Annotated in this window: 18 protein-coding genes; 12 read left to right on the top strand and 6 right to left on the bottom strand. The window is 52.7% G+C overall.

What is annotated here, in order from left to right:
- Positions 1 to 23: 23 nt before the first annotated feature.
- Complete coding sequence (locus NYE26_RS21185) at positions 24 to 1,157, top strand: glycosyltransferase family 2 protein (RefSeq protein ID WP_036731498.1); 1,134 nt, start codon at positions 24 to 26, stop codon at positions 1,155 to 1,157.
- A 56-nt stretch (positions 1,158 to 1,213) separates the two neighbouring features.
- Here the strand turns inward: NYE26_RS21185 and dmpG are convergent, their stop codons facing one another.
- From dmpG to NYE26_RS21170, 3 genes are read right to left on the bottom strand one after another with little or no spacing between them, the layout of a single operon-like run.
- Positions 1,214 to 2,221, bottom strand: coding sequence for a 4-hydroxy-2-oxovalerate aldolase (gene dmpG, locus NYE26_RS21180; protein ID WP_036731500.1), 1,008 nt, complete (start codon positions 2,219 to 2,221; stop codon positions 1,214 to 1,216).
- 2 nt (positions 2,222 to 2,223) lie between these two features.
- Entirely contained in the window at positions 2,224 to 3,114 is an 891-nt protein-coding gene (locus tag NYE26_RS21175) for an acetaldehyde dehydrogenase (acetylating) (protein WP_339249897.1), read from the bottom strand.
- A gap of 5 nt (positions 3,115 to 3,119) precedes the next feature.
- On the bottom strand, positions 3,120 to 4,889 hold the full coding sequence (locus tag NYE26_RS21170; RefSeq protein WP_339249896.1) for a thiamine pyrophosphate-binding protein: 1,770 nt from the start codon (positions 4,887 to 4,889) through the stop codon (positions 3,120 to 3,122).
- Between the two features lie 217 nt (positions 4,890 to 5,106).
- On the opposite strand from NYE26_RS21170, the gene NYE26_RS21165 reads away from it, so the two are divergent.
- From NYE26_RS21165 to NYE26_RS21155, 3 genes are all read left to right on the top strand, one after another.
- Positions 5,107 to 6,552 (top strand): glycosyltransferase, encoded by a 1,446-nt coding sequence (locus NYE26_RS21165; RefSeq protein WP_339249894.1) that lies wholly within the window; start codon positions 5,107 to 5,109, stop codon positions 6,550 to 6,552.
- Complete coding sequence (locus tag NYE26_RS21160) at positions 6,549 to 7,493, top strand: NAD(P)-dependent oxidoreductase (protein WP_036731508.1); 945 nt, start codon at positions 6,549 to 6,551, stop codon at positions 7,491 to 7,493. The genes NYE26_RS21165 and NYE26_RS21160 overlap by 4 nt, the downstream gene beginning before the upstream one ends.
- 79 nt (positions 7,494 to 7,572) lie before the next feature.
- On the top strand, positions 7,573 to 9,015 hold the full coding sequence (locus tag NYE26_RS21155; RefSeq protein WP_339249891.1) for an amino acid permease: 1,443 nt from the start codon (positions 7,573 to 7,575) through the stop codon (positions 9,013 to 9,015).
- On the opposite strand, the gene NYE26_RS21150 is transcribed toward NYE26_RS21155, so the two are convergent.
- Both NYE26_RS21150 and NYE26_RS21145 read right to left on the bottom strand, forming a co-directional pair.
- Complete coding sequence (locus tag NYE26_RS21150) at positions 9,012 to 9,623, bottom strand: LysE family transporter (protein WP_235192055.1); 612 nt, start codon at positions 9,621 to 9,623, stop codon at positions 9,012 to 9,014. The genes NYE26_RS21155 and NYE26_RS21150 overlap by 4 nt on opposite strands.
- Positions 9,624 to 9,766: 143 nt before the next feature.
- Positions 9,767 to 10,288, bottom strand: a complete 522-nt coding sequence (locus NYE26_RS21145) for a DUF3231 family protein (protein WP_036731512.1) — start codon at positions 10,286 to 10,288, stop codon at positions 9,767 to 9,769.
- Between the two features lie 160 nt (positions 10,289 to 10,448).
- On the opposite strand from NYE26_RS21145, the gene NYE26_RS21140 reads away from it, so the two are divergent.
- The 3 genes from NYE26_RS21140 (at position 10,449) to NYE26_RS21130 (ending at position 13,163) form a co-directional block, all read left to right on the top strand.
- Positions 10,449 to 10,898 (top strand): CBO0543 family protein, encoded by a 450-nt coding sequence (locus tag NYE26_RS21140; protein ID WP_339249888.1) that lies wholly within the window; start codon positions 10,449 to 10,451, stop codon positions 10,896 to 10,898.
- A 58-nt stretch (positions 10,899 to 10,956) separates the two neighbouring features.
- The gene (locus NYE26_RS21135; RefSeq protein ID WP_339249886.1) at positions 10,957 to 12,261 is read left to right on the top strand and encodes an MFS transporter; all 1,305 of its coding nucleotides are present in this window, start codon (positions 10,957 to 10,959) and stop codon (positions 12,259 to 12,261) included.
- A 245-nt stretch (positions 12,262 to 12,506) separates the two neighbouring features.
- Entirely contained in the window at positions 12,507 to 13,163 is a 657-nt protein-coding gene (locus NYE26_RS21130) for a class I SAM-dependent methyltransferase (protein WP_339249884.1), read from the top strand.
- An 8-nt stretch (positions 13,164 to 13,171) separates the two neighbouring features.
- On the opposite strand, the gene NYE26_RS21125 is transcribed toward NYE26_RS21130, so the two are convergent.
- Complete coding sequence (locus tag NYE26_RS21125) at positions 13,172 to 14,194, bottom strand: alpha/beta hydrolase (protein WP_339249882.1); 1,023 nt, start codon at positions 14,192 to 14,194, stop codon at positions 13,172 to 13,174.
- 201 nt (positions 14,195 to 14,395) lie between these two features.
- Between NYE26_RS21125 and NYE26_RS21120 the strand changes: the two genes are divergently transcribed.
- The 5 genes from NYE26_RS21120 to NYE26_RS21100 all read left to right on the top strand — a co-directional run bounded on the left by NYE26_RS21120 (position 14,396) and on the right by NYE26_RS21100 (position 19,861).
- Positions 14,396 to 14,542, top strand: coding sequence for a lmo0937 family membrane protein (locus tag NYE26_RS21120; protein ID WP_143804202.1), 147 nt, complete (start codon positions 14,396 to 14,398; stop codon positions 14,540 to 14,542).
- Positions 14,543 to 15,075: 533 nt separating this feature from the next.
- On the top strand, positions 15,076 to 15,633 hold the full coding sequence (locus tag NYE26_RS21115; protein WP_339249880.1) for a hypothetical protein: 558 nt from the start codon (positions 15,076 to 15,078) through the stop codon (positions 15,631 to 15,633).
- 194 nt (positions 15,634 to 15,827) lie between these two features.
- Complete coding sequence (locus tag NYE26_RS21110) at positions 15,828 to 17,420, top strand: diguanylate cyclase (protein ID WP_339249878.1); 1,593 nt, start codon at positions 15,828 to 15,830, stop codon at positions 17,418 to 17,420.
- A gap of 83 nt (positions 17,421 to 17,503) precedes the next feature.
- Positions 17,504 to 19,102: a DcuS/MalK family sensor histidine kinase gene (gene dcuS / locus NYE26_RS21105; protein ID WP_339249876.1), complete on the top strand. Its 1,599-nt coding sequence runs from the start codon at positions 17,504 to 17,506 to the stop codon at positions 19,100 to 19,102.
- Positions 19,103 to 19,153: 51 nt separating this feature from the next.
- The gene (locus tag NYE26_RS21100; protein ID WP_339249874.1) at positions 19,154 to 19,861 is read left to right on the top strand and encodes a response regulator; all 708 of its coding nucleotides are present in this window, start codon (positions 19,154 to 19,156) and stop codon (positions 19,859 to 19,861) included.
- The last annotated feature ends 101 nt before the right edge of the window (positions 19,862 to 19,962 follow it).

Raw genomic sequence — 19,962 nt, 5'->3', positions numbered from 1 at the left:
AATCATTCTCAGGAGGCGGGGAGATGGAAGCAGAACAGGAAGGTCTGTTCAGTCTGTGTATGATTGTGAAGAACGAAGAAGCTGTGTTAGGACGTTGTCTGGACTCGGTCAGAGACCTGATGGATGAGATCATTATTGTGGATACGGGATCGACGGACAGGACTGTCACTGTGGCAGGCTGGTATACAGAGAAGGTGTTCACTTATCCGTGGGATGAGGATTTCGCAGCGGCCCGCAACTATTCCTTTGAACAGGCGACGATGCCTTACGTGTTCTGGATGGATGCCGATGAGCTTCTGGCCGCACCTGAAGCGGAGAAACTGGCCCGCTTGAAACGGCAACTGAAGGAGGAACAAGCCGGTGTAGAGGTGATCTTGATGGGAAGCCGGCTATTTCCACAGCCCTCCCAAGCGGGTTCCGCTTTAGTAGTGGTCCATTCGGAATATCGTCCCCGGATTGTCAGAAGCGGGCAGCATTTCCAGTGGCATGGGCGTGTCCACGAGGAACTGGATATTGGAGCAGGCGCTTCCATGAACACGGATATTTACATGGACCATCGTCCATCCGCTGTTCATACGGAACGCAACCTGCAGATTCTGAAGCGCTGGATCGCTGAGGAAGGCAAGGCTGAAGGAAGGCTGCTCTTTCACTATGCGAATGAATGCTTCGAGACACGGGACTATCAAGCTGCGGCGACTTCCTATGAAGAGTTGCTGAAGGAACCAAACGGCTGCAAAGATGAACGGATTACAGCTTGTCTGCGGCTGTCCGAATGTTACCGGGAGCTGGGGGAAGCGGGGCTCAGGCTGAATAGCCTCTTCCGCTCCTTCAGCTACGGGCTACCCCAGGCGGATGTCTGCTGCGGTGTCGCCGGATTCTTCGAGGAGCGCAGAGAGTGGGAGAGTGCAATCTACTGGTATCTCCAGGCGATCGCCCGGCAGACAGCAGGACCGGGGAACCGTCCTGTCTCCCAAGCTTATTATACCTGGCTACCTCATGTCTTGGTCAGCCGCTGCTGCGCCGCTGCAAGAGAATGGAAGCAGGCCTGGCAGCATAATGAGCAGGCCTTGGCTTACCTGCCGGGTAATCAGGTCTTGCTTGGCCAAAGAAGCGAATTGCAGAAGGTGCTGGAAGAAAGACGGGGCAGGTCAGAGTAATGCAGAAGCAGGCAGCCGTGGGTTACAACTGCCTGCTTTATTGTATTTATTGAAGCTCAAGGGAAGTCATGTCGCGCTAAGGTCAGCGCTGCCTCAAGAATCAGATCCTCCTGACCGGCCACGACCTTCCGGCGTCCAAGCTCGACCATGACCGCCTTGGGATCAACATTGTACTCCTTGGCAATCCGTTCCACCGGCTTCACGAAGCCGGAGAACACACCGGCCATACCGCTTACGATACTCATGCTGCCGAGTTTGGGCGCTTTGGCGAAGGCACTCTCTGCTTGCTCTGCCAGCTCAAGCAGCGCATAGAGCTCAATTCCTGTGTCCCAGCCGGATTGATGAAGCGCTCCAACCAGCACCTCCAGCTGCGCATTGCCGGCCCCGGCGCCGAAACCGCGTGCTGTGCCGTCAAGGATGGAGGCTCCCGCCTCGGCGGCAGCCAGTGAGTTGCCGATTGCCAGGCCCAGATTGTTATGAGCATGGAAGCCCACAGGGATGTCAAGGATGCTGCGCAAATACTGAATCTTTCCGGTGACATCCTTGGGCAGATAAGCACCTGCCGAATCCATCAGAATGACGGCTTGTGCTCCGTAGCTCTGCATCTTAAGAGCTTCGATGCTCAGCACCTCAGCGGGAGCCATATGAGACATCATAAGAACACCGTAAGCGGTCCGGTTCTGTCCGCGCACATATTCGATATGGCGTTTTGTCAGATCTGCCTCTGTGCAATGGGAGGCGACACGCACGATATCGACTCCCAGATCCAGGGCAGCCCGCAGATCGCGGTTAATTGTAGCGAACCCTGGAATGACATGGATCGATAACAGCGTGTGCCGGAGATTGCTTCTGCAGATGGACAGCATCTCTTCATCAGACAGCAGACTTTCACCAAGCTGAAGAGAGGAGGCACCGAGGCCGTTGCCATGTCCGACCTCCAGCACTGCTAGCCCTGCCTTCTCTGCCATCCGGGAATAAAGATCCAGATTCTCCCGGGTCAACTGATGCTTCACAGCATGGGAGCCGTCCCTAAGCGTAGGGTCGCTAATGATAAGTGGGAGCATGATCATTCTCCTTTGCACACAATAAGCGAGCGTCTGGCATATTCTTCTGCCAGGGCGATCGCCGCGCAATTAATAATATCCAGATTTCCGGCATAGGTGGGAAGGAAGTCGCCAAGTCCCTGGACCTTGACCATCATGGCGATTCTGCCGTTCTCAATGACCGGAGGTACAATAATCTGATAGCCTGGGACATAGTGTTGAATTCGGGTGACCATTTCCTCTACTGCCTTGCTAAGACTATCCATATCTGGTTCAGGAACAACGGCGAAGAGTGTAGTCTGCATATCTATACTGGGAATGGCAGGGTTCAGATTAAGGATGGCCTTGGCCCGCCTGCAGCCGGTATAGCTGCGGAGAGCATCCTCAGTAGCTCCAATATATTCATCCAGGTTAATTCTTGTGGCAGGTCCTGCGCTCAGAGAGGCGATGCTTGATACAACCTCTATATACGATAACTCCTTTTGGGACTGGGCAATAGCATAGGCTAGCGGCACGGAAGCCTGGCCGCCGCAGGTGATCATATTTACATCGTTACTGTCCAGACATTCCTGCAGATTCACAGCCGGGATACACGTTGTCCCTAGCTGCGAGGGTGTCATATCGATCACGAACTTGCCCAGTTCCTTCAGCAAGGGATAATGACGGATGTGGGCGGCGGCAGAGGTAGCATCGATAACAATGTCGCAGCATCCGGGATTGTCCAGAATGGCATTGATGCCTCTGTCGGATACCTGTACGCCAAGCTCCCTGGCAAGCTGAAGTCCTCTGGAATCCGGGTTTCTCCCTGAGAAGAGGGAACATGTCAAGGACTCGGAGCGCAGAACTTTGATAAGCAGGTCTGTCCCGATATTGCCGCTTCCCAGAATGGCAACGTTCAGCTGATTCGTGCGCATGGCAGTCACTCCAAGCAATTAGATTGGTATTCATCCCTCGGCAGAAAAGGGAACATATCATCGTAAGCTGTAGATATCATCGTTCCATCCTCCAGCTGACGGGAGGATACACGCGGAATGAGCAGTTGATCGGTTGGTGTCATAATCTCACAGATCATCGGCCCCGGGTGGCGGAACAGCTCGTTAAGCTGATCATCCAGGTGGTCAAGCTGTGAGATTCTCAGATAGCCTAAGTCAAACGTCTCGGCAAGCCGCTCGAATGGAACGAAGCTTACCCCGGAATCCGGTCCTTCCCCCAGATAACGCCCGCCCATGAAGTTGGACTGGGTATGGCGGATCAGCAGATAACCGCCATTATTGATCAGAATGAACTTCACAGGCAGCCGATGATGACGGATGGTCTGCAATTCCTGCAGATTCATCTGAAACGATCCGTCACCTGTAATACAGAAGACCTCTCTTCGGCCAGCGGCTACCGATGCACCTATGGCACCGGGCGTATAACCCATAGTGGATAATCCGCCTGTGATGATATGCCGTTGCCCGGCTTTGACTTTGAAGGCCTGGGCATGGACATGGAAGCAGGAGCCGGTGTCAACTACGAAGAGGGCATCCTCTGGTGCGAGCTCTGAGAACCGGGTCATGAAGCGGTAGGAATTGATGCCGCTGCTGTCATCGTCATATTCAGGCAAGTCAACAGGGTAACGCTGCTTCCAGTATTGTGTCTGCCGGACCCACCCGGTATAAGAGGCTTCTCCGTCCCATAACGCAGTGAGCCTTATGAAGAAATTGCGGGCTTCTCCCTGCACCGGAATGTCAGGAATAACCGAGGGCTTATTCAATTCCCTGGCATCAATATCCACATGGATTTTGAAGGCATTCTTGGCAAAGTCGGCAAAATCATAACCGACCAGCCCGATCCCAAGCCGGCAGCCCACGGTTAGCAGAAGATCACAATTCTGTACCGTAAAATTCGCTGGCCGGTCACCGTATGTACCGGGACGGCCGACAAACAGGGGATGATCATGATCCATCAGGTCCATTCCCAGACGGGAGGTCAGTACGGGAATGCCGGTAGCTTCCGCGAATGCATGCAGCGCTTTCACCGCATCTCCATGCCGGACGCCTGCACCTGCCAGCAGACAAGGCCGCTTGCTGCGCTTCAGCGCAGCAAGAACCTGATCAAGCTCAGCATCTGTGATCTCGTGTACCTTGGCTATTGGTTCTGTGAATCCCGGGAAGTCATCCGGGTCAAAGGCTGCGCCTTGCAGATCCACCGGCACCTCCAGATAGACCGGACCTACCCGGCCGTTCTTGGCGAGATAGATGCATTTCTCCACTTCATAACGGACTTGTGAGAGGTCCTCCAGCCTGACAGCATATTTGGTAATCTGGCGAAAAATATCCAGAGAATCGAAGCCTTGCAGAGCGAATTGCCGCGGTCCTTTCACCTGGGCAAGCGCAACCTTGGAATTCCCACCAACTACAATCATTGGGGAAGAATCGACATAAGCTCCGGTTATGCCTGTAATGGTATTCAGCGCTCCAGGCCCTGCGGTAACGTAAGCGACGCCAAGCTTGCCGGTCATCCTTCCGTAAGCCTCAGCGGCCATTGCGGCAGCCTGCTCGTGGTGACAGCAGACATATTCCTGCTTGCCATGCTGGTAGAGCGCATCGGTCAGATGCATAATCATTCCCCCGGTGACCAGGAATACGGTCTCCCCGCCTTCATCATATAAAGAGTGCGTGATATAATCCGCAACCCTCATTCTCATTTATGCTTCCTCCTTCCTGAAACACAGCCATACCCATAGCATGCCGGCTTCACTTGACTTGATAAGCCTATTTATATGCGGATTTTGCGGGAATAGGTCCATAAGATTCACTTCATCCGGATTTTCTCCTGGACCTGACGGTTCAGATGGACTCATAACTTGTGCAGTTAGTGAATAACGTATATGTAAATGTCTTAATGAAAAAGGGGCTATTCTCTTGAACAATCCACCATCACTTCTGAAGGAGACGGGTTACATATCGAATCCATCCAGCGTTTCAATAGGTAGAAATGTCACGGTGCAAGGCGGGTATTACTGGAACATTCATGAACCGGCTTCGGGCAATACTCCCCAACTTACAATCAGGGATGGGAGCCGGTTAGAGACAGGTTTGCATGTGCAGTGCAGCCATAAAGTCCATATAGGCCGGAATGTGATGATTGGGCCTTATGTCAGCTTGACGGACTCTGTAGCGGCTTCAGTCAGACCAGGTTATCCAGGCTGGGCACAAGCGACAGATGTTCTTAAAACCAGCGGGGAACTGATAGTGGGCGATGGAAGCGTAATCGGTGCACACGCTGTAATTGACGGACCGGTCAAGATCGGGAAATTCAGTATTATTGAGCCTAACAGTGTTGTTGTGGATCATGTTCCAAGCTTTTGCAGAGTCTCGGGTAATCCGGCTGTTGTTACACAAGTATTCGTTCCTGAGTTACTGGAGTGGGTTAAAGTGAACAGTGATACGGAGAGAGAGTCCGCACTTGCCCGCCGCACAGAACATCCACTGCTGTCGATCGTGATTCCGACCTACAATCGCGTACATCATCTTGGCAATAATCTGCAATCCATCTATAATCAGGTCTCCGATGAGGATCTAGTTGAAGTAGTGGTGTCAGATAATGCATCGCCAGATAATACACAGGAGGTAGGCCGTGTATACACTAACCTATTCTCCAGTTTTCGTTACAGCCGCAATGAACAGAATATCGGTGGCGACTTGAACATCGCTTATGTCAGTACGCTGGCTAATGGCAGCTTCATTAAACTACAGGGAGACGATGATTACTGGCTGGATGGAGCGCTGATTGATTTCATCGGAATTCTTCTGGAGCATTTGGATTGTGCGCTGATTCATACGATGCCATTTCATCCTGATAACCGGGTTTATACTTTAGAGGGCGGTGACTTATTCCTGGCTCATTCGAGTAATAATGCAATGCAGATTTCCATGAATACTATGAAAAAATCCGTGTGGGATCAAATTGAGGATAAAAGCAAATATGCTTATACAAGTATTAATCAAATCTACTGGTTCTATGAAATTCTAATTCTTGATCCTAAGTTTTGCATTATCAATCGTAATTTTTATCTTTACGCAGGAATAATTCCGGAGGGATACAACGTAGGTGAGGTATGTATTAAACATTTCCTGGATGCATTACACCATTATGAAGGCCGTACCTTGAAGAGTGAGACCATTCAAGAGGAAAAAAAGAAACGCTTCTACAATGTGATTCTACCGTTGTACGGAACAATTGTTAGAAATAGATTTGCCAGTGATGTGTCTAACCTTGAGCAGTATTACACGGACTATTATGCGAATGAAGATTATTATGAGGATGGCCTGCTGAAGCTGCGGGAGATTTCGGTGATGCGGCCATGATAAACAATAAGCGTAAGACTATTGCCATTCTAGGAGCCACGGGTCATATCGCCAAGAACCTGATTCTCGGTCTTGCAGCGGCGCAGGAATATGAATTGTATTTATTCTCACGGTCCAGGGAGAGAATGGTCCTTTTCCTGACGGAGAACCAGCTTCAGGAGCGTGTTAAGCTCTGTGAATACAATGAATTTGCACGAACGGCGGACTATGATGTCATTATTAACGGGGTGGGAATTGGAGATCCGCAGAACCTGGTTCAACATCCGTTCCAGGTCTTTCAGATTACTGAGCAATACGACAATCTGATTCTGGACTATCTGCACAAGAATCCGGCTGCTATATACATCAATCTGAGCAGTGGGGCGGTATACGGGTCTGAATTTGATCAGCCTGCTACGGACGGGAAATGGCTTAAGCTTGATCCCAACCATCTGTCCGCTCAGGAATTTTATGGGATTACCAAGCTGAACATGGAGGCCAAACACAGAAGTCTGAGCCAGCACCGCATTGTGGACTTAAGGGTCTTCGGTATTTTTAGCGCGTTCATTGATTTGAACTCCCGTTATTTGCTGACGGATATTATTCACCACCTTAGAAAGGGAGAGATACTGCACACCTCACCGGACAACATCGTTAGGGACTATGTGCATCCCGAGGATTTGATCCAGCTTATCAAGCTGTGTATGAGGGAAGAGGTAGGGAATGAGGTATATGATGTGTTTTCACTAAAGCCTGCGGCGAAGTTTGAGATTCTGGATTACTTTGCAGATCACTACGGGCTTAGGTATGAAATAGAAGATAACTCTTCCTATAACTCGATAACCGGCTCCAAGAATAACTATTATTCACTTAACCATAGTGCCACCCAAATAGGCTACCTGCCCCGTTACACCTCACTTCAGAGCATACAGACCGGTTACAGGCATCTGTCCCGAAATTAAATTCATGAATTCCCGCCCTTAGGGAATTATAGAATTCTTAGAGACCTCTCTAATTCTGAACACGATAAGGACGGAATTCATGAAGCAGACTTCTGAATCAACGGGCAATGAGAAGAAACTGAAGTGGTGGCAGCTCAGCCTGCTCGGTATTGCGGGGACGATTGGCACGGGGTACTTCCTCGGTTCGGGGCTGGCGATATCTATGGGCGGGCCGGCGGTGCTGCTGGCTTATCTGCTTGCGGCGGCGGGAACGTATGCCGTCTTCGATGCGCTGGCGCGGATGACGGCGGCACAGCCGGAGCAAGGCTCCTTCCGCTCCTATGCCAAGCAGGCCTTCGGCAACTGGGCGGGGTTCGGCAGCGGCTGGTTATACTGGTTCTCGGAGCTGCTGATTATGGGCAGCCAGCTTACGGCGCTGTCGATCTTCTCGCGGTTCTGGTTCCCGGGCGTGCCGATGTGGATATTTGCAGCCGGGTATGCGGTGGTCGCGCTGGGGATTGTATTCTTCGGCAACAAAGGCTTCGACCGGGTGGAGAACGTGCTGGCCGTCATCAAGGTGGCGGCTATTCTTATGTTCCTGGTGATTGCGGCCCTGCTTCTGGCAGGCTGGATTGGCGGTGGCAAGTTCACTCCGAAGGTGCCAATGAGCTATAAGGCATTGTTCCCGTCAGGGGGCATCGGGTTATGGTCCGCCTTCATCTTCGCCTTCTATGCCTATGGCGGGATCGAGGTGCTGGGAATTATGTCTTACCGGCTCCAGAAGCCGGAGGAAGCGCCGAAGGCGGGGAAGGTGATGCTGCTGGGGCTGGGAACGGTATACATCTTGTCCATTGGACTGGCGGTGATTATGGTGCCGCTTAGTGCTTTTAACCCGAAGGAGAGTCCGTTTGTGCTGGCCCTGCGCAGCGACCATCTGGCCTTCGTGCCCCATCTGTTCAACGGCGTGCTGATCATTGCAGGGTTCTCTACGATGACTGCGTCGCTGTATGCGATTACCTCGATGATGCTTACGCTGGCCCAGGAGGGGGATGCGCCCAAGGTGTTCTCCAGGAAGTGGAAGGACAAGTATCCGCTGCTGGCGCTGTGCCTGATCGCGGGCGGTCTGACGGGGGCTGTAATTATGGCACTGCTGCTGCCGGGAAAAGTGTACGAATACATCACCACCGCCGCCGGGCTGATGATTCTCTATAACTGGGCCTTCATCCTGCTCTCCTCGGCCAAGTTGCTGAAGCCAAGTACGCTAAGTGGGGTGAAGCGCTGGAGCGGGCTGGTACTGATTCTGGCTGCGGTCAGCGGAACGCTGTTCCATAAGCTCAGCCGTCCGGGCTTCTATATCAGTCTGCTGATCGTAGTCTTAATTGCGCTAAGCGACTGGATACTCCAGCATTACCGCAATAAGCACAAGCAAGAGGGAGCAGGGGATGAACAGCGCCCAGAAGCGCATACGGGAAGCTTCCATTCCTTGCCGGGAGGACCCGGCTTCCGGATTAAGGGCATCCGGCTGCGGAAGAACAAGATCTAATGAGAGAACAGCAGCCGGGCCGCCTGAATCCCGAAATAGAAGCCGAAGCCGACCAGCGACAGGCCGGACAAGACAGAGATCGCCTTCAGTACCCGCCGGGTCAGGAAGGTGCGGAACAGGCTGGAGGCTGCCGCCATCGTCACATCCCAGAGCACAATGCCGAGGACAATGGCCCCGCTGTAGACCAATAACTGCTGCATCGGATACGCATTGACGGCCTTGGCTAAGATAGAGCCATAGATTCCCAGCCAGAACAGGATGGAGAGGGGATTAAACAGCGACATGAGGAATCCCGACACGAAGGATCTGGACAGCGAAGCTCCGCTTCCGCGCACCTCTGCTGCTGAGAGTTCGCCCGAATGCATGATGCTCTCCACGCCGCTGTAGACCAGCACGAAGAAGCCGAACAGCCACAGGAAGGCCTTGACGAACGGGGCATCCAGCAGATGAATTATGCCGAAATAAACAAGCAACATGTAGATAATATCGGCGCTGATGGCCCCAAGACCCACCACCCATGCCGGCAGGAAGCCTCCGCGCAGCCCCTTGTCCAATTGGGCGGCGTTAATAGGCCCGATGGGGGCTGACAGGGATAACCCGAGAACCATATAACCTATGAATATGTTAATGTTGTCCTCCTCCTTTTTATAATTAGCATATTCCGCAGAAGGCAATAATAGGACAACCAGACCTGAAGAAGGCCCGCGAAGAATCGCGGGCCTCTTGCTTTACAGATGCTGGAGCTGCTGCGTTACGCGTGGACCGTTTCAGGTCTCTTGACCAGCAGCGGCGGGGGAACCAGCCAGCCTTTTTTCTTCAGCAGATGCAGGTTCTTCAGGCCGATGGCCGCCTTGGTCAGATGATATTTGGCGAACAATGCGCCGATATCCTCACGGATGGACTGACCCATCGCCTGGCTGCACGCTACCATCCCAACCGCCAGACTGGCTGCAACCATGGCTGCAATCTCAGGGTCCGTGAACCGTGCGCCCACCGGAATATCCTCCAGTCTCGCTTCAGGCCGGTTCGGGAGTGCCGGAGCAGCAGCAATGCCCTGCTCTGCAAGCAGCGAGTCGCATTCGCTGATCTCCAGCTCCGCCTGGTCGATCATGGCGGCCAGAATTTTTTTTAGGTCGCTGTCCCCGGCGTGATACATATGAGCTCTGTAGCCGGATAAAGCACCCTTTGCTGCCATTGAGGTCTCCCACAGGGTAAAGATCTCTCCATAATGCATCGGCTCTTCCTTGGGGTTGCCGCCTAGAATTCCTGTCATAGGTAAGCTCCTTTACGGTTGGATTTGAACATGGAGTAGCATGTCCCGCAGGAAACGGAGATATTACAGTGCGAAGTTGTGAACTTGTTTACACGGATAAAAGGCTGACTGTCATGCCATAATAAGCAGATGTGAAGTTAGGGTGGAGGAATAGAGGCTTATGCTTATTAATGTGATCATCGGCTGGATCATTCCCTGGTGTATCGGCAGTTATTTTCTCAGAAAAGACAGCGCAGTCATCCTTCATATCGCACCGATTGCCAGTGTAATCGCCTTTGCATTCGATGAGATCGGGTACCATATGAAGTGGTGGAGTATCACCCCGACCGGACCTGGAGTTATTTCGTATCTCCCATATAATCTGGGGGTATTTCCGGTGATCTCCTGTCTGCTCATCTATACGGTGAGGAGGACATCCCTGAATCCGCTGCTGCTGATCCTGCTCTTTACGTGCGGCAAAACCTTGTTTGAGTTCTGTTTGGTCATTAGCGGCAAAGTGAGGTATGATCACGGCTGGAACCTGGGCTGGACGTCCATATCGTATGTACTGGCCTGTTCGTTGTGCTACAGCTGGTATCTGATGATTAAAGGCAGGTCCCAAGGGGTATAAATACAGCCGTTAGACCGACAATAAGCAGGATGCGAATATAAAAGAAGGTGGTTCGTCCATGAAGGGGTCAAAAGAATCCCAAGGGGAAAAGGGTTCAAAAGGGGCGCTAATCGCGCTCGCCTCCATCCCGCTGATTATGACACTGGGCAATTCGATGCTGTTGCCGATTCTGCCCCAGATCTCGAAGGAGCTGGGGGTGAGCGCTTTTGGGGTCAGTATGATTATCACGGTCTATGGCCTGATCGCCATCCTGATGATTCCGATCGCCGGCTATTTATCGGACCGCTTCGGGCGCAAAAAAGTGATTCTGCCCAGCCTGATCCTGGCCGCCCTGGGCGGTGCCGGATGTGTAGCCGCTGCCTGGTTCTTCACAGGAGTGACGGCTTACTGGATCATTCTTGCCGGACGTTTCGTCCAAGGGATCGGTGCCGCAGGCGCTTTTCCCATTGTCATTCCCTTCGTGGGTGATCTGTTCAAGGATGAGAAGGAGGTGAGCAAAGGGCTCGGAATTATTGAGACCTCCAATACCTTCGGAAAAGTGGTAAGCCCGATCCTGGGTGCTTATCTGGGGACGCTGCTATGGTATGCGCCGTTTATCGCCATTCCTGTGCTGTGTCTGATCTCTTGTATTCTTGTGATCTTCCTTGTTAAGAAGCCCAAGGCGGAGGAGGAAGCGGAGAAGACCAGCCTTAAGGAATTCCTGGGCGGCATTAAGAGCGTATTGCATGAGAAGGGCCGCTGGCTGTACGCCATCTTCGCCATCGGAGGCATCTGCATGTTCGCCACCTTCGGGGTGTTGTTCTATTTGTCAGAGATCCTCGAATCGAGATATAACCTGCACGGTGCCTACAAAGGCTTCGTTCTGGCCATTCCGCTTGCTTTGCTATGTCTGGCCTCTTACGGAAGCGGCAAGATCATTGGCAAAAACAAGCTGCTCATGAAATGGCTCGGCTTCGGAGGCATGGCTTTACTGACCGCTGCCACGCTGATTACCGGCTTCAATGAGAACATCTATTACATGGTCGGGTTCCTGAGTCTAAGCGGAATCGGGATCGGGGTGGTCCTGCCCTGCATGGATGCGCTGATTACCGAAGGCATCGAGAAGGAGAACCGGGGCACGATTACTTCCCTCTACAGCAGTATGAGATTCATCGGGGTCGCGCTGGGCCCGCCGGTGGTGTCCCTCTTGATGAACCGGGGACATTGGACTCTGTTCTTCACCATGGCGGGCGTCGGAGCCGTCGGCGGGCTGTTGAGCTTCTTCGCGGTAAGACCCAGCAAGGAGGATTCCGAAGGGGAAGGCCGGACAGAGCGGAATTCGTTGGCGAAGAAAGGAAGTCCTTTGCGCCAGCGTGCGCGGTAGGAAAGCTATATACAGCAAATAAGGGGCGTCCCAAGCGGGATGCGCCTTATTTGCTCTTTTACATACGAATGCCGGCTATCCCGCAATCCTGTGAAAATAATACACTTTTGCTCCGGCCGGAAAGCGAGCGGAATTCACGGATTTTGCGGATCAGCTTTAATCAAATCCGTATCTCTCTGAATAGACTAACTTATATAAGAAATCACCATAGCAAGAGCTGACAGAGATCTTAGGAGGGCACCTATGTGAATGGATGGAACAGCAATAGACCTGTGTTTGAGACGGATGAGCGGGGGATACATCTGAATACCGCTTGGGAAGGGCATCGCAGATTCGGCTACGACTTGGTCTGTCATATGCAGCCGAACCGGGTGGTGGAGTTAGGAACTTATTATGGAGCTTCTCACTTCGCCTTCTGCCAGGCCGTCAAGGATTATGGGCTTGCAACGGAATGTTATGCAGTCGATACGTGGCTAGGCGACCAGCATTCGGGATTGTACGATGAATCCTGTTATCAATCTGTGCTATCCTCGTCGGCCACCTATTACCCCGGGATCTCCCATCTGCTGCGCATGACCTTCGACGAGGCATTGCTTCAATTTGCAGACCGAAGCATTGACCTTTTGCATATTGACGGTCTTCATACTTATGAGGCGGTCAAGCATGATTATGAGTCATGGCTGCCGAAGCTGGCGGATAACGGCGTTATTCTGTTCCATGATATTGCGGTTATGCAAGACGATTTCGGCGTATACCGCTACTGGGAAGATCTGCAGATGCAGTACTATGCAGTACAATTCGAGCATAGCTATGGACTTGGCGTTCTGATGCCCAAGGGCTGCTCCCCGGTAACCTTGCACATGCACGCTAACTGGAATGTAATCAAGCCGCTGTATCCTTAACCCCGCTGCTAATCTGTAAGCATCTCCAGAATCGTCTGCACAACCAGCTCCGGCTGATCGTGAATGACCATATGTCCGCTCTTCTGCGCCACTATAAGCTCACTATTGGAAGATAGGCTCAGCATACTGCGCTGGCCCGCCTGCCAGATCGCTTCCAGTCGCCGGCCTGCATCAATGGATACTCCGAAGGAGACGTAGTCTTGGGGCAAGCCCCGGGCGATCACCTTGACCGGAAGCGAGCCGAAGCTCTGTCCACGGATTGCATCCTCGGTTGAGCTGGCCAGGGCGGCTTCCTGCTCCTTGGCAGCAAAATAGCTTGGCGTGGATATGACGTTAATGAATTCCCCGCGGTCCTGCTCGGCAACCAGGCCTTCCAGGAGCTGATTCTGGAACAGCCGAAGCGCACCGGAGCGCTTGAGCAGGCTCAGCAGGGAGGCACTGGGGTTGCCGGCAAACTTCTCGGCGGCCAGAATCGGCTTCGTCTCGCGATCGTCATTCTCAGGTCTGGCATCAATCAGTACCAGTCCGGTCACTTCCTCCGGGTAAGTCTGAGTGAACAGCCGGGCGTACATGCCGCCGAGGGAGTGGCCGACCATCAGGTAAGGGCCAGGAATGTCTGCATTCTTAAGGGCGGTGTGCAGCTCGTTCACAATATTGGCGCCTGAGCGTTCCGTATCCGCCTGCTCGCTCCAGGCATACCCGGCCCGTTCGTAAGTGACCACGGTGGCATGTGCAGCTAACTGTTCAGGGATATCTCTCCACGACAGGCTGGTTTCGCCGCTGCCTGCTTCCAGAATGATAGTGGGTGCTCCCGCTCCTATCTGGCGAATGTGGAGGTTATAACCTCCGGCATCCACCAGTTGACCCGGTGCAGGATAGTTTTTACGGTCAGTGGTAGAGGCGATGGCTTCATACAGGAACCCTGATCCTGCGAGAAGCAGGACAGCGGACACAAGGATTAGCAGCAGCTTAAGCAGCCTGATCCGCAGTTTTTGGGCAGCGGGTTTCGGGTGACTGGAAGAGTTGGTCATGGTACTAGGTTCGACTCCTTTTATATAATACAATTGTATCATTTAAAAAACAGTATAACAGCCTGTGCCGCAATTAAGCAATGTCCTGAGCGCTCAAAATAGCTATCTCCATAGCCGGATCTGAAGGACTAGCCGTTTAAATCCCCCTCCACAAGGGTAAAATACAAACAAATCAAACCGGAAGAGAAAGGCGGTAAGCTTATGCTGTGGGGATTAATCGGACTTGTAGTGGTGGTATGGCTGTTAGGCCTCATCTTTAATTTCATGGGCAATATGATTCATCTTCTGCTGTTTGTCGCAGCGGTCCTGTTCGTGATCAACCTGGTCAAGGGACGGTCGCGGAGATAACGGCTAATGATCAGAATGGTGAACCTGAGTGTTCACAATACACAGTGGCTGCGTTAGGCAGCAATGCATGTGCTCCGGTAGGAGGGCATGTGCTTTTTTATTGTTTGGGAATTTATAGTTCACGTCTGTTGTAAGAAGTGCAACAATGGTGCCTCATAGAAGCGGTCTATGCTGAAATCCTGCAAGAATTGCAACAATGCTACCCCTTACAAGCGGCGGGTGAGTAAATAACGCTTAGAATTGGCAAGAGATAGGCGGAGCACCGCCATGAAAGGAAGAATAACATTGGATTCTGCGTTTAGTTCACCTGATCTCGTCGGAGGTGGGCAGCGAACGTAATTGAAGAGCAGAAGTGCACTTGAATTAGGGTTTATTGGAACAACATTCCGTTTGCGGAGCGTGCTCACCGAGCGTCGTACGTAAATCATGCGCATAAACCAAAAAGGAGGTGTCTCATTTGCAGTCTGGCGGATGTCTGGACACTTATTCCCCGGTTGCCTATAATAAATGAAAATGTATATGGAGGAGATTCAATGCGCAAACCAATCATCGCCGTCGATATGGACGATACCATCTGCCATCTCGTGAAGCGTGCGATATACCACAATAACATTGAGTTTCCTACGCACCCGCTCCGCTATGAGGACATGATGGATTGGAACACGGACCACCTGCGTCATCCGGACAGCACGATGGAGCTTTTTTTCGGGAGACCCGGCTTATATGAGGAGCTGGAGCTGTTCGATGAATATGTAGTGGAAGAGATGGAGAAGCTTCACCATGCGTATGATGTCATCATTGTTACGGCGGCTTCGCCGAAGTCGGTGGCTGAGAAATGGAACTGGCTGCAGAAGCATATGCCGTATATCCCGGCCGACAATTTCTTCACCGCAAGGCGCAAGCATCTGATCGGCTACGATCTGCTGATTGATGACGGCCCGCATAACCTGCTGCCCGCCGTTCAGGCAGGGAAGAAGGTGCTCTGCATCCCGCATCCGTGGAATCTGAGAGCACGTGAGCAATACTCTTTTCCGCTGATGACCTCCTGGGAGGGTGCCAAGGAACGGGTGGATGAGATTTTGCAGGCGTAGGGTCAACCTGATCTTAACCTTAACCTGAACCTGATTTATCGCTTGAAGATGAGCCTCGCTTGTGCGGGCTTATTCTGCTATGTCCGAGAGATATCCACCGCCTGTACTGCCGTAAATCCGCTGTCGAACATTATCAGTATTTGCTGTATGATGGGTGTATCTTTGCGTTTCTTGCTCCAAGGAGGATTGCAGTTTTGTCTAAAGGGTTAAAGAGTAAGGTTAGTCAAAGTAAAAAGCTGAGTCTCACCACGCTGCTCACGGGTCTGGTGACACTGGTGGTTCTCCTAACTTCGAGTATTCTTCTGCTGGGTTCTTATGAGTCTAAGAAACGTTCATTAATGGAGACCACGCTTCATTTGAATTACATCAATGCTGACCGTATGTCGAGGACCATGGATTCATTATTTCAGTCTATGTGCGGGAGTCTGAAATACAACGCCGCAAGGCTGTCTGACATAGAAGCTATGCCGGCTCAGCAAGTGAATGATTCCCTGGATCTGATGCGCAGTAGCAGCAATTTCTTCAATTCCATCACCGTGGTCGACGCCAGCGGATTCGTCCGCCATGTCTCACCTGCCAGCATAGGGACTACAGGCAAGCACATCACCTCAGAGAATAGCAAGGAAGCATTAGCGCTCCGTAAGCCGTATACCTCTTCTCCATACCTGACTGCCAATACCAAGCGGTTAATTGTATTTTTGAGCCAGCCCATCTTCGATGCTGCGGGTACCTACGCCGGAATGCTTAGCGGCACCATCTACCTTCAGGAGAATAACGTGCTGTCTGAGATTTTTGACAATGGGCAGGAGGATGATTCGGGGGCTTATTATTATATTGTGGATTCCGAAGGACATCTGGTGTATCACCCGGATAAAGCGCGGATCGGCACAGATGTCAGCAGCAATGGGGTTGTGCAGCGTCTGATGAATAAGCAAAGCGGAGAACAGCCTGTCACGAACACCCGGGGCATCGAGATGCTGGCCGGATACTCCAGTGTGCCCGCCAATGGTTGGGGCATTGTGGTCGTCTCCCCGATCAGCCAGATTCATAAGGAGCTGATGGGCCATTTTCGTATCCTAATCGGGTATTCCTCCCTGCCGTTCATCGTCCTGCTGCTGGGGGTTATTCTTCTGGCACGCAAGTTTGCGCGCCCCTTCGTCTATCTGGCAGATGTTGTGAGCAAGATGGGCAAGGAGCAGATAGAATTGCAGGAAGCGAAGCGGTATTGGAGCAGGGAAGCCTATTTATTGACAGACGGCGTGTCGCTTGCCCTGGCCAATATCCAGCAGCAGACCGAGCAGTTGACCCATGAAGCCGAAACGGATGTGCTGACTGGTCTGATGAACCGCAGGTCCCTTGAGCATACGATCAGCCAGCGGATGAGCTCCGGTATTCCTTTTTCACTGGTGATGCTGGATGTAGACAAGTTCAAGCTTGTCAATGACACGTACGGCCATAAGCTGGGCGATGAAGTTCTAAAGCATGTTGTCCGGGTTATTGTGACCTCGCTTCGCCCGGATGATGTCTGTTACCGCTACGGCGGGGAGGAATTCGTTATCCTGCTGGCCCGGACTACACCTGCGGAAGCCTTCAGCGCTGCTGAGCGAATCCGTCTTGCTGTCGAGCGGAGCCAGGCGCCGATTGCGGCGCAGCTTACGATTTCACAGGGGATCGCCCACTATCCTTCGCATGCTGCGGACTTTACGGGACTGCTCGTGAAGGCGGATCAGGCCTTGTATCTGGCGAAGAGCAGAGGGCGGAACCAGTCGGTGATTACGGAGTCATAGCAGAATTTACTTAGAATTGTGATTATCGCGCTTTGAAGGCTTTTGCGTTATAATCGAGAAAAATTTCCTGAAGGTGGAGCATTGTGAGAATTGGTACAAAAAGATTACGCCTTCAAACCACCATTACTCTGATGATCTGCCTGATCGTCGTGCTGGTGCTGCTGATTGTGTATGTAATGTTCGGCATGCGATTCTCCGAAGAGGCCCGGTCTTCTCTGGAGAACAAGGCCATCACCATTGCACGGACGGTATCCCGCACGCCGGGGGTGGTGGATGGGCTGCTTGCAGAGTCTGATTTCGGCAGCATCCAGCGTTATGCAACCGATATCAGCGCTATTAATGACGTTCAATTTGTGGTGGTGATGGATATGGGCGGCATTCGCCGTTCCCACCCTGATCCGGCCCTGATCGGCAAGCATTTCATGGGCGGGGATGAGACCGATGCACTGCATGGCAAGGAGACCATATCCGTGGCTGAAGGCTCGCTCGGTTATTCTGTGAGAGCGTTCTCACCGATCTTCGCCGCTGACGGCAAGCAGGTTGGAGCAGTAGCTGTAGGCATATCGCTTGGCAGCGTCCGTTCCGCCGTTCAGCAGAACCGCTGGATTATCTATTCAGGCATCCTGGTCGGCGGGCTGATGGGGATATTCGGTGCCATCCTGCTCGCCCGCAAAATCAAGCGGATGATGTTCGGCATGGAGCCGGGAGAAATCGCCAAATTGCTGGAGGAGCGCAGCGCCATGCTGCAATCGACCAAAGAAGGGATTCTGGCCGTCGACAAGGACTCGCGGATTACCCTGGTGAATGCCGAGGCCCGGCGGCTGATGGGCAGTGTCGGCTTGAACCAGGAACCGGTAGGCAGGCAGGCCGGGCAGTTCTGGCCGCTGCTGCGGATGGAGAAGGTGCTGGAGACCGGGGAAGCCTTGCAGGATAAGGAAGTGGAGCAGAGCGGCATCACGCTGCTGGTGAATGTGGTTCCGGTCCGGGTGAACGGAATCATCGAAGGGGCGATTGCCACGTTCCGGGACAAGACCGAGATCAGTATTCTGATGGAGCGGCTCTCCGGCATCTCCCTATACGCCGAGGCACTGCGTGCGCAGACGCATGAGTTCATGAACAAGCTGCATGTCATCATGGGGCTGAATACTATGCGCAGATACGACCGGCTTGAGGAATATCTCACGGATATTGTACAGAGCATCCAGACGGAGGCGGACTCAGTGGTCCGGCAGGTCAAAGACCCGGTGATGGTTGGCTTCCTGCTCGGCAAGCTCAGCAGAATCAGGGAGGCCGATGTGCGGCTGGTGATCCGGGATGACGGTATGCTGCCTGAAGTAGCGGATCATGAGGTGGCGCGGGAGCTGGTCACGATAGCGGGCAACCTGCTGGACAACGCGCTGGAGGCGCTGCAAGGCGCAGACAACAAGCAGATCGAGATTGGATTCAGGCATAAGGACAACCAGCTTACCCTTAAGGTTAGCGATAACGGGACAGGCATAGCTGCGGAGAATGGAGCCCACCTGTTTGAACAGGGCTATTCGACCAAAGGCGGCGACCGGGGCGTGGGGCTGTATCTGGTGCGGCGAAGTGTAGATAAGCTGGGCGGAACGATTACGTATGACAGCCGGGAAGGGGAAGGCACTGAATTCACGGTGCAGATTCCTTATTTGGCAAAGAATTAAGATAAATCATGAAAAGGGTGGAGAGCCCATGAAGAGTGGTGATAAGCCATTATGATAAAAGTACTTATCGTTGAAGATGATCCCATGGTGTCGGAGATGAACAAGTTTTATCTGCAGCAGGTGGAGGGCTTCCGTGCAGATGGCTGGGCCAGCTCGGCGGAAGAAGTGCTGGGGATGCTGGAGAAGCAGGCCTATGACCTGATCCTGCTGGATATTTACATGAAGGAGAGCAACGGGCTGGAGCTGCTGTCCGAGATCCGGCGCAGAGGCGTGAAGATTGATGTCATTGTCATCTCGGCCGCAAGCGACAAGGAGAGCATCCAGGAAGCGCTACAGAACGGAGCGGTGGACTACTTGATTAAGCCGTTTGAATTCTCCAGGCTCCGGGCGGCGCTTAATGGATACCGGGAGCAGAACAAGCTATTCCGCAGCCAGGAGCGGCTGAACCAGTCGGAGCTGGACCGGCTGTCCCGGTTCAAGCAGGAACGGACGACATCTCATGAACTGGCCAAGGGCTTCACCCGTCAGACGCTCCAGACCATCTGGCGGGCGGTGGAGGCCTGCGGCAGCGAATTGTTCTCCGCTGAGGAGATCTCGGCGGTATCCGGAATTTCCCGGGTCTCCGCCGGCAAATACCTGATCGGGCTAACGGAGATGGGAGTGCTGGAAATGGATCTGGTCTACGGGAGCATCGGCAGGCCAGTACAGAAATACAGACTCGCTCCGAATGGTAAGGGATTGATTACTAAGTATATTTGAGTACAACTAACTAATATTGGAGCTCCTGCCACGCAACCTGCGGCGGAGCTTTTTGTGTTGCACAGACAGCGGAAGTGGGCTGGATGCTGAAAGGAAAGGGA

The sequence above is a fragment of the Paenibacillus sp. FSL P2-0136 genome, assembly GCF_037975325.1.
In the GTDB taxonomy this organism is placed as follows: domain Bacteria; phylum Bacillota; class Bacilli; order Paenibacillales; family Paenibacillaceae; genus Paenibacillus_AQ; species Paenibacillus_AQ silagei.
The sequence above is the reverse complement of the archived record's forward strand: the minus strand, read 5'-3'. Positions and strand labels throughout refer to the sequence as shown.

Coding starts and splice junctions, on each gene's coding strand:
- NYE26_RS21185 (WP_036731498.1), top strand. CDS start 24: ATGGAAGCAGAACAGGAAGGTCTGTTCAGTCTGTGTATGATTGTGAAG.
- dmpG (WP_036731500.1), bottom strand. CDS start 2,221: ATGCTCCCACTTATCATTAGCGACCCTACGCTTAGGGACGGCTCCCAT.
- NYE26_RS21175 (WP_339249897.1), bottom strand. CDS start 3,114: ATGCGCACGAATCAGCTGAACGTTGCCATTCTGGGAAGCGGCAATATC.
- NYE26_RS21170 (WP_339249896.1), bottom strand. CDS start 4,889: ATGAGAATGAGGGTTGCGGATTATATCACGCACTCTTTATATGATGAA.
- NYE26_RS21160 (WP_036731508.1), top strand. CDS start 6,549: ATGATAAACAATAAGCGTAAGACTATTGCCATTCTAGGAGCCACGGGT.
- NYE26_RS21155 (WP_339249891.1), top strand. CDS start 7,573: ATGAAGCAGACTTCTGAATCAACGGGCAATGAGAAGAAACTGAAGTGG.
- NYE26_RS21150 (WP_235192055.1), bottom strand. CDS start 9,623: ATGGTTCTCGGGTTATCCCTGTCAGCCCCCATCGGGCCTATTAACGCC.
- NYE26_RS21145 (WP_036731512.1), bottom strand. CDS start 10,288: ATGACAGGAATTCTAGGCGGCAACCCCAAGGAAGAGCCGATGCATTAT.
- NYE26_RS21140 (WP_339249888.1), top strand. CDS start 10,449: ATGCTTATTAATGTGATCATCGGCTGGATCATTCCCTGGTGTATCGGC.
- NYE26_RS21135 (WP_339249886.1), top strand. CDS start 10,957: ATGAAGGGGTCAAAAGAATCCCAAGGGGAAAAGGGTTCAAAAGGGGCG.
- NYE26_RS21125 (WP_339249882.1), bottom strand. CDS start 14,194: ATGACCAACTCTTCCAGTCACCCGAAACCCGCTGCCCAAAAACTGCGG.
- NYE26_RS21120 (WP_143804202.1), top strand. CDS start 14,396: ATGCTGTGGGGATTAATCGGACTTGTAGTGGTGGTATGGCTGTTAGGC.
- NYE26_RS21115 (WP_339249880.1), top strand. CDS start 15,076: ATGCGCAAACCAATCATCGCCGTCGATATGGACGATACCATCTGCCAT.
- NYE26_RS21100 (WP_339249874.1), top strand. CDS start 19,154: ATGATAAAAGTACTTATCGTTGAAGATGATCCCATGGTGTCGGAGATG.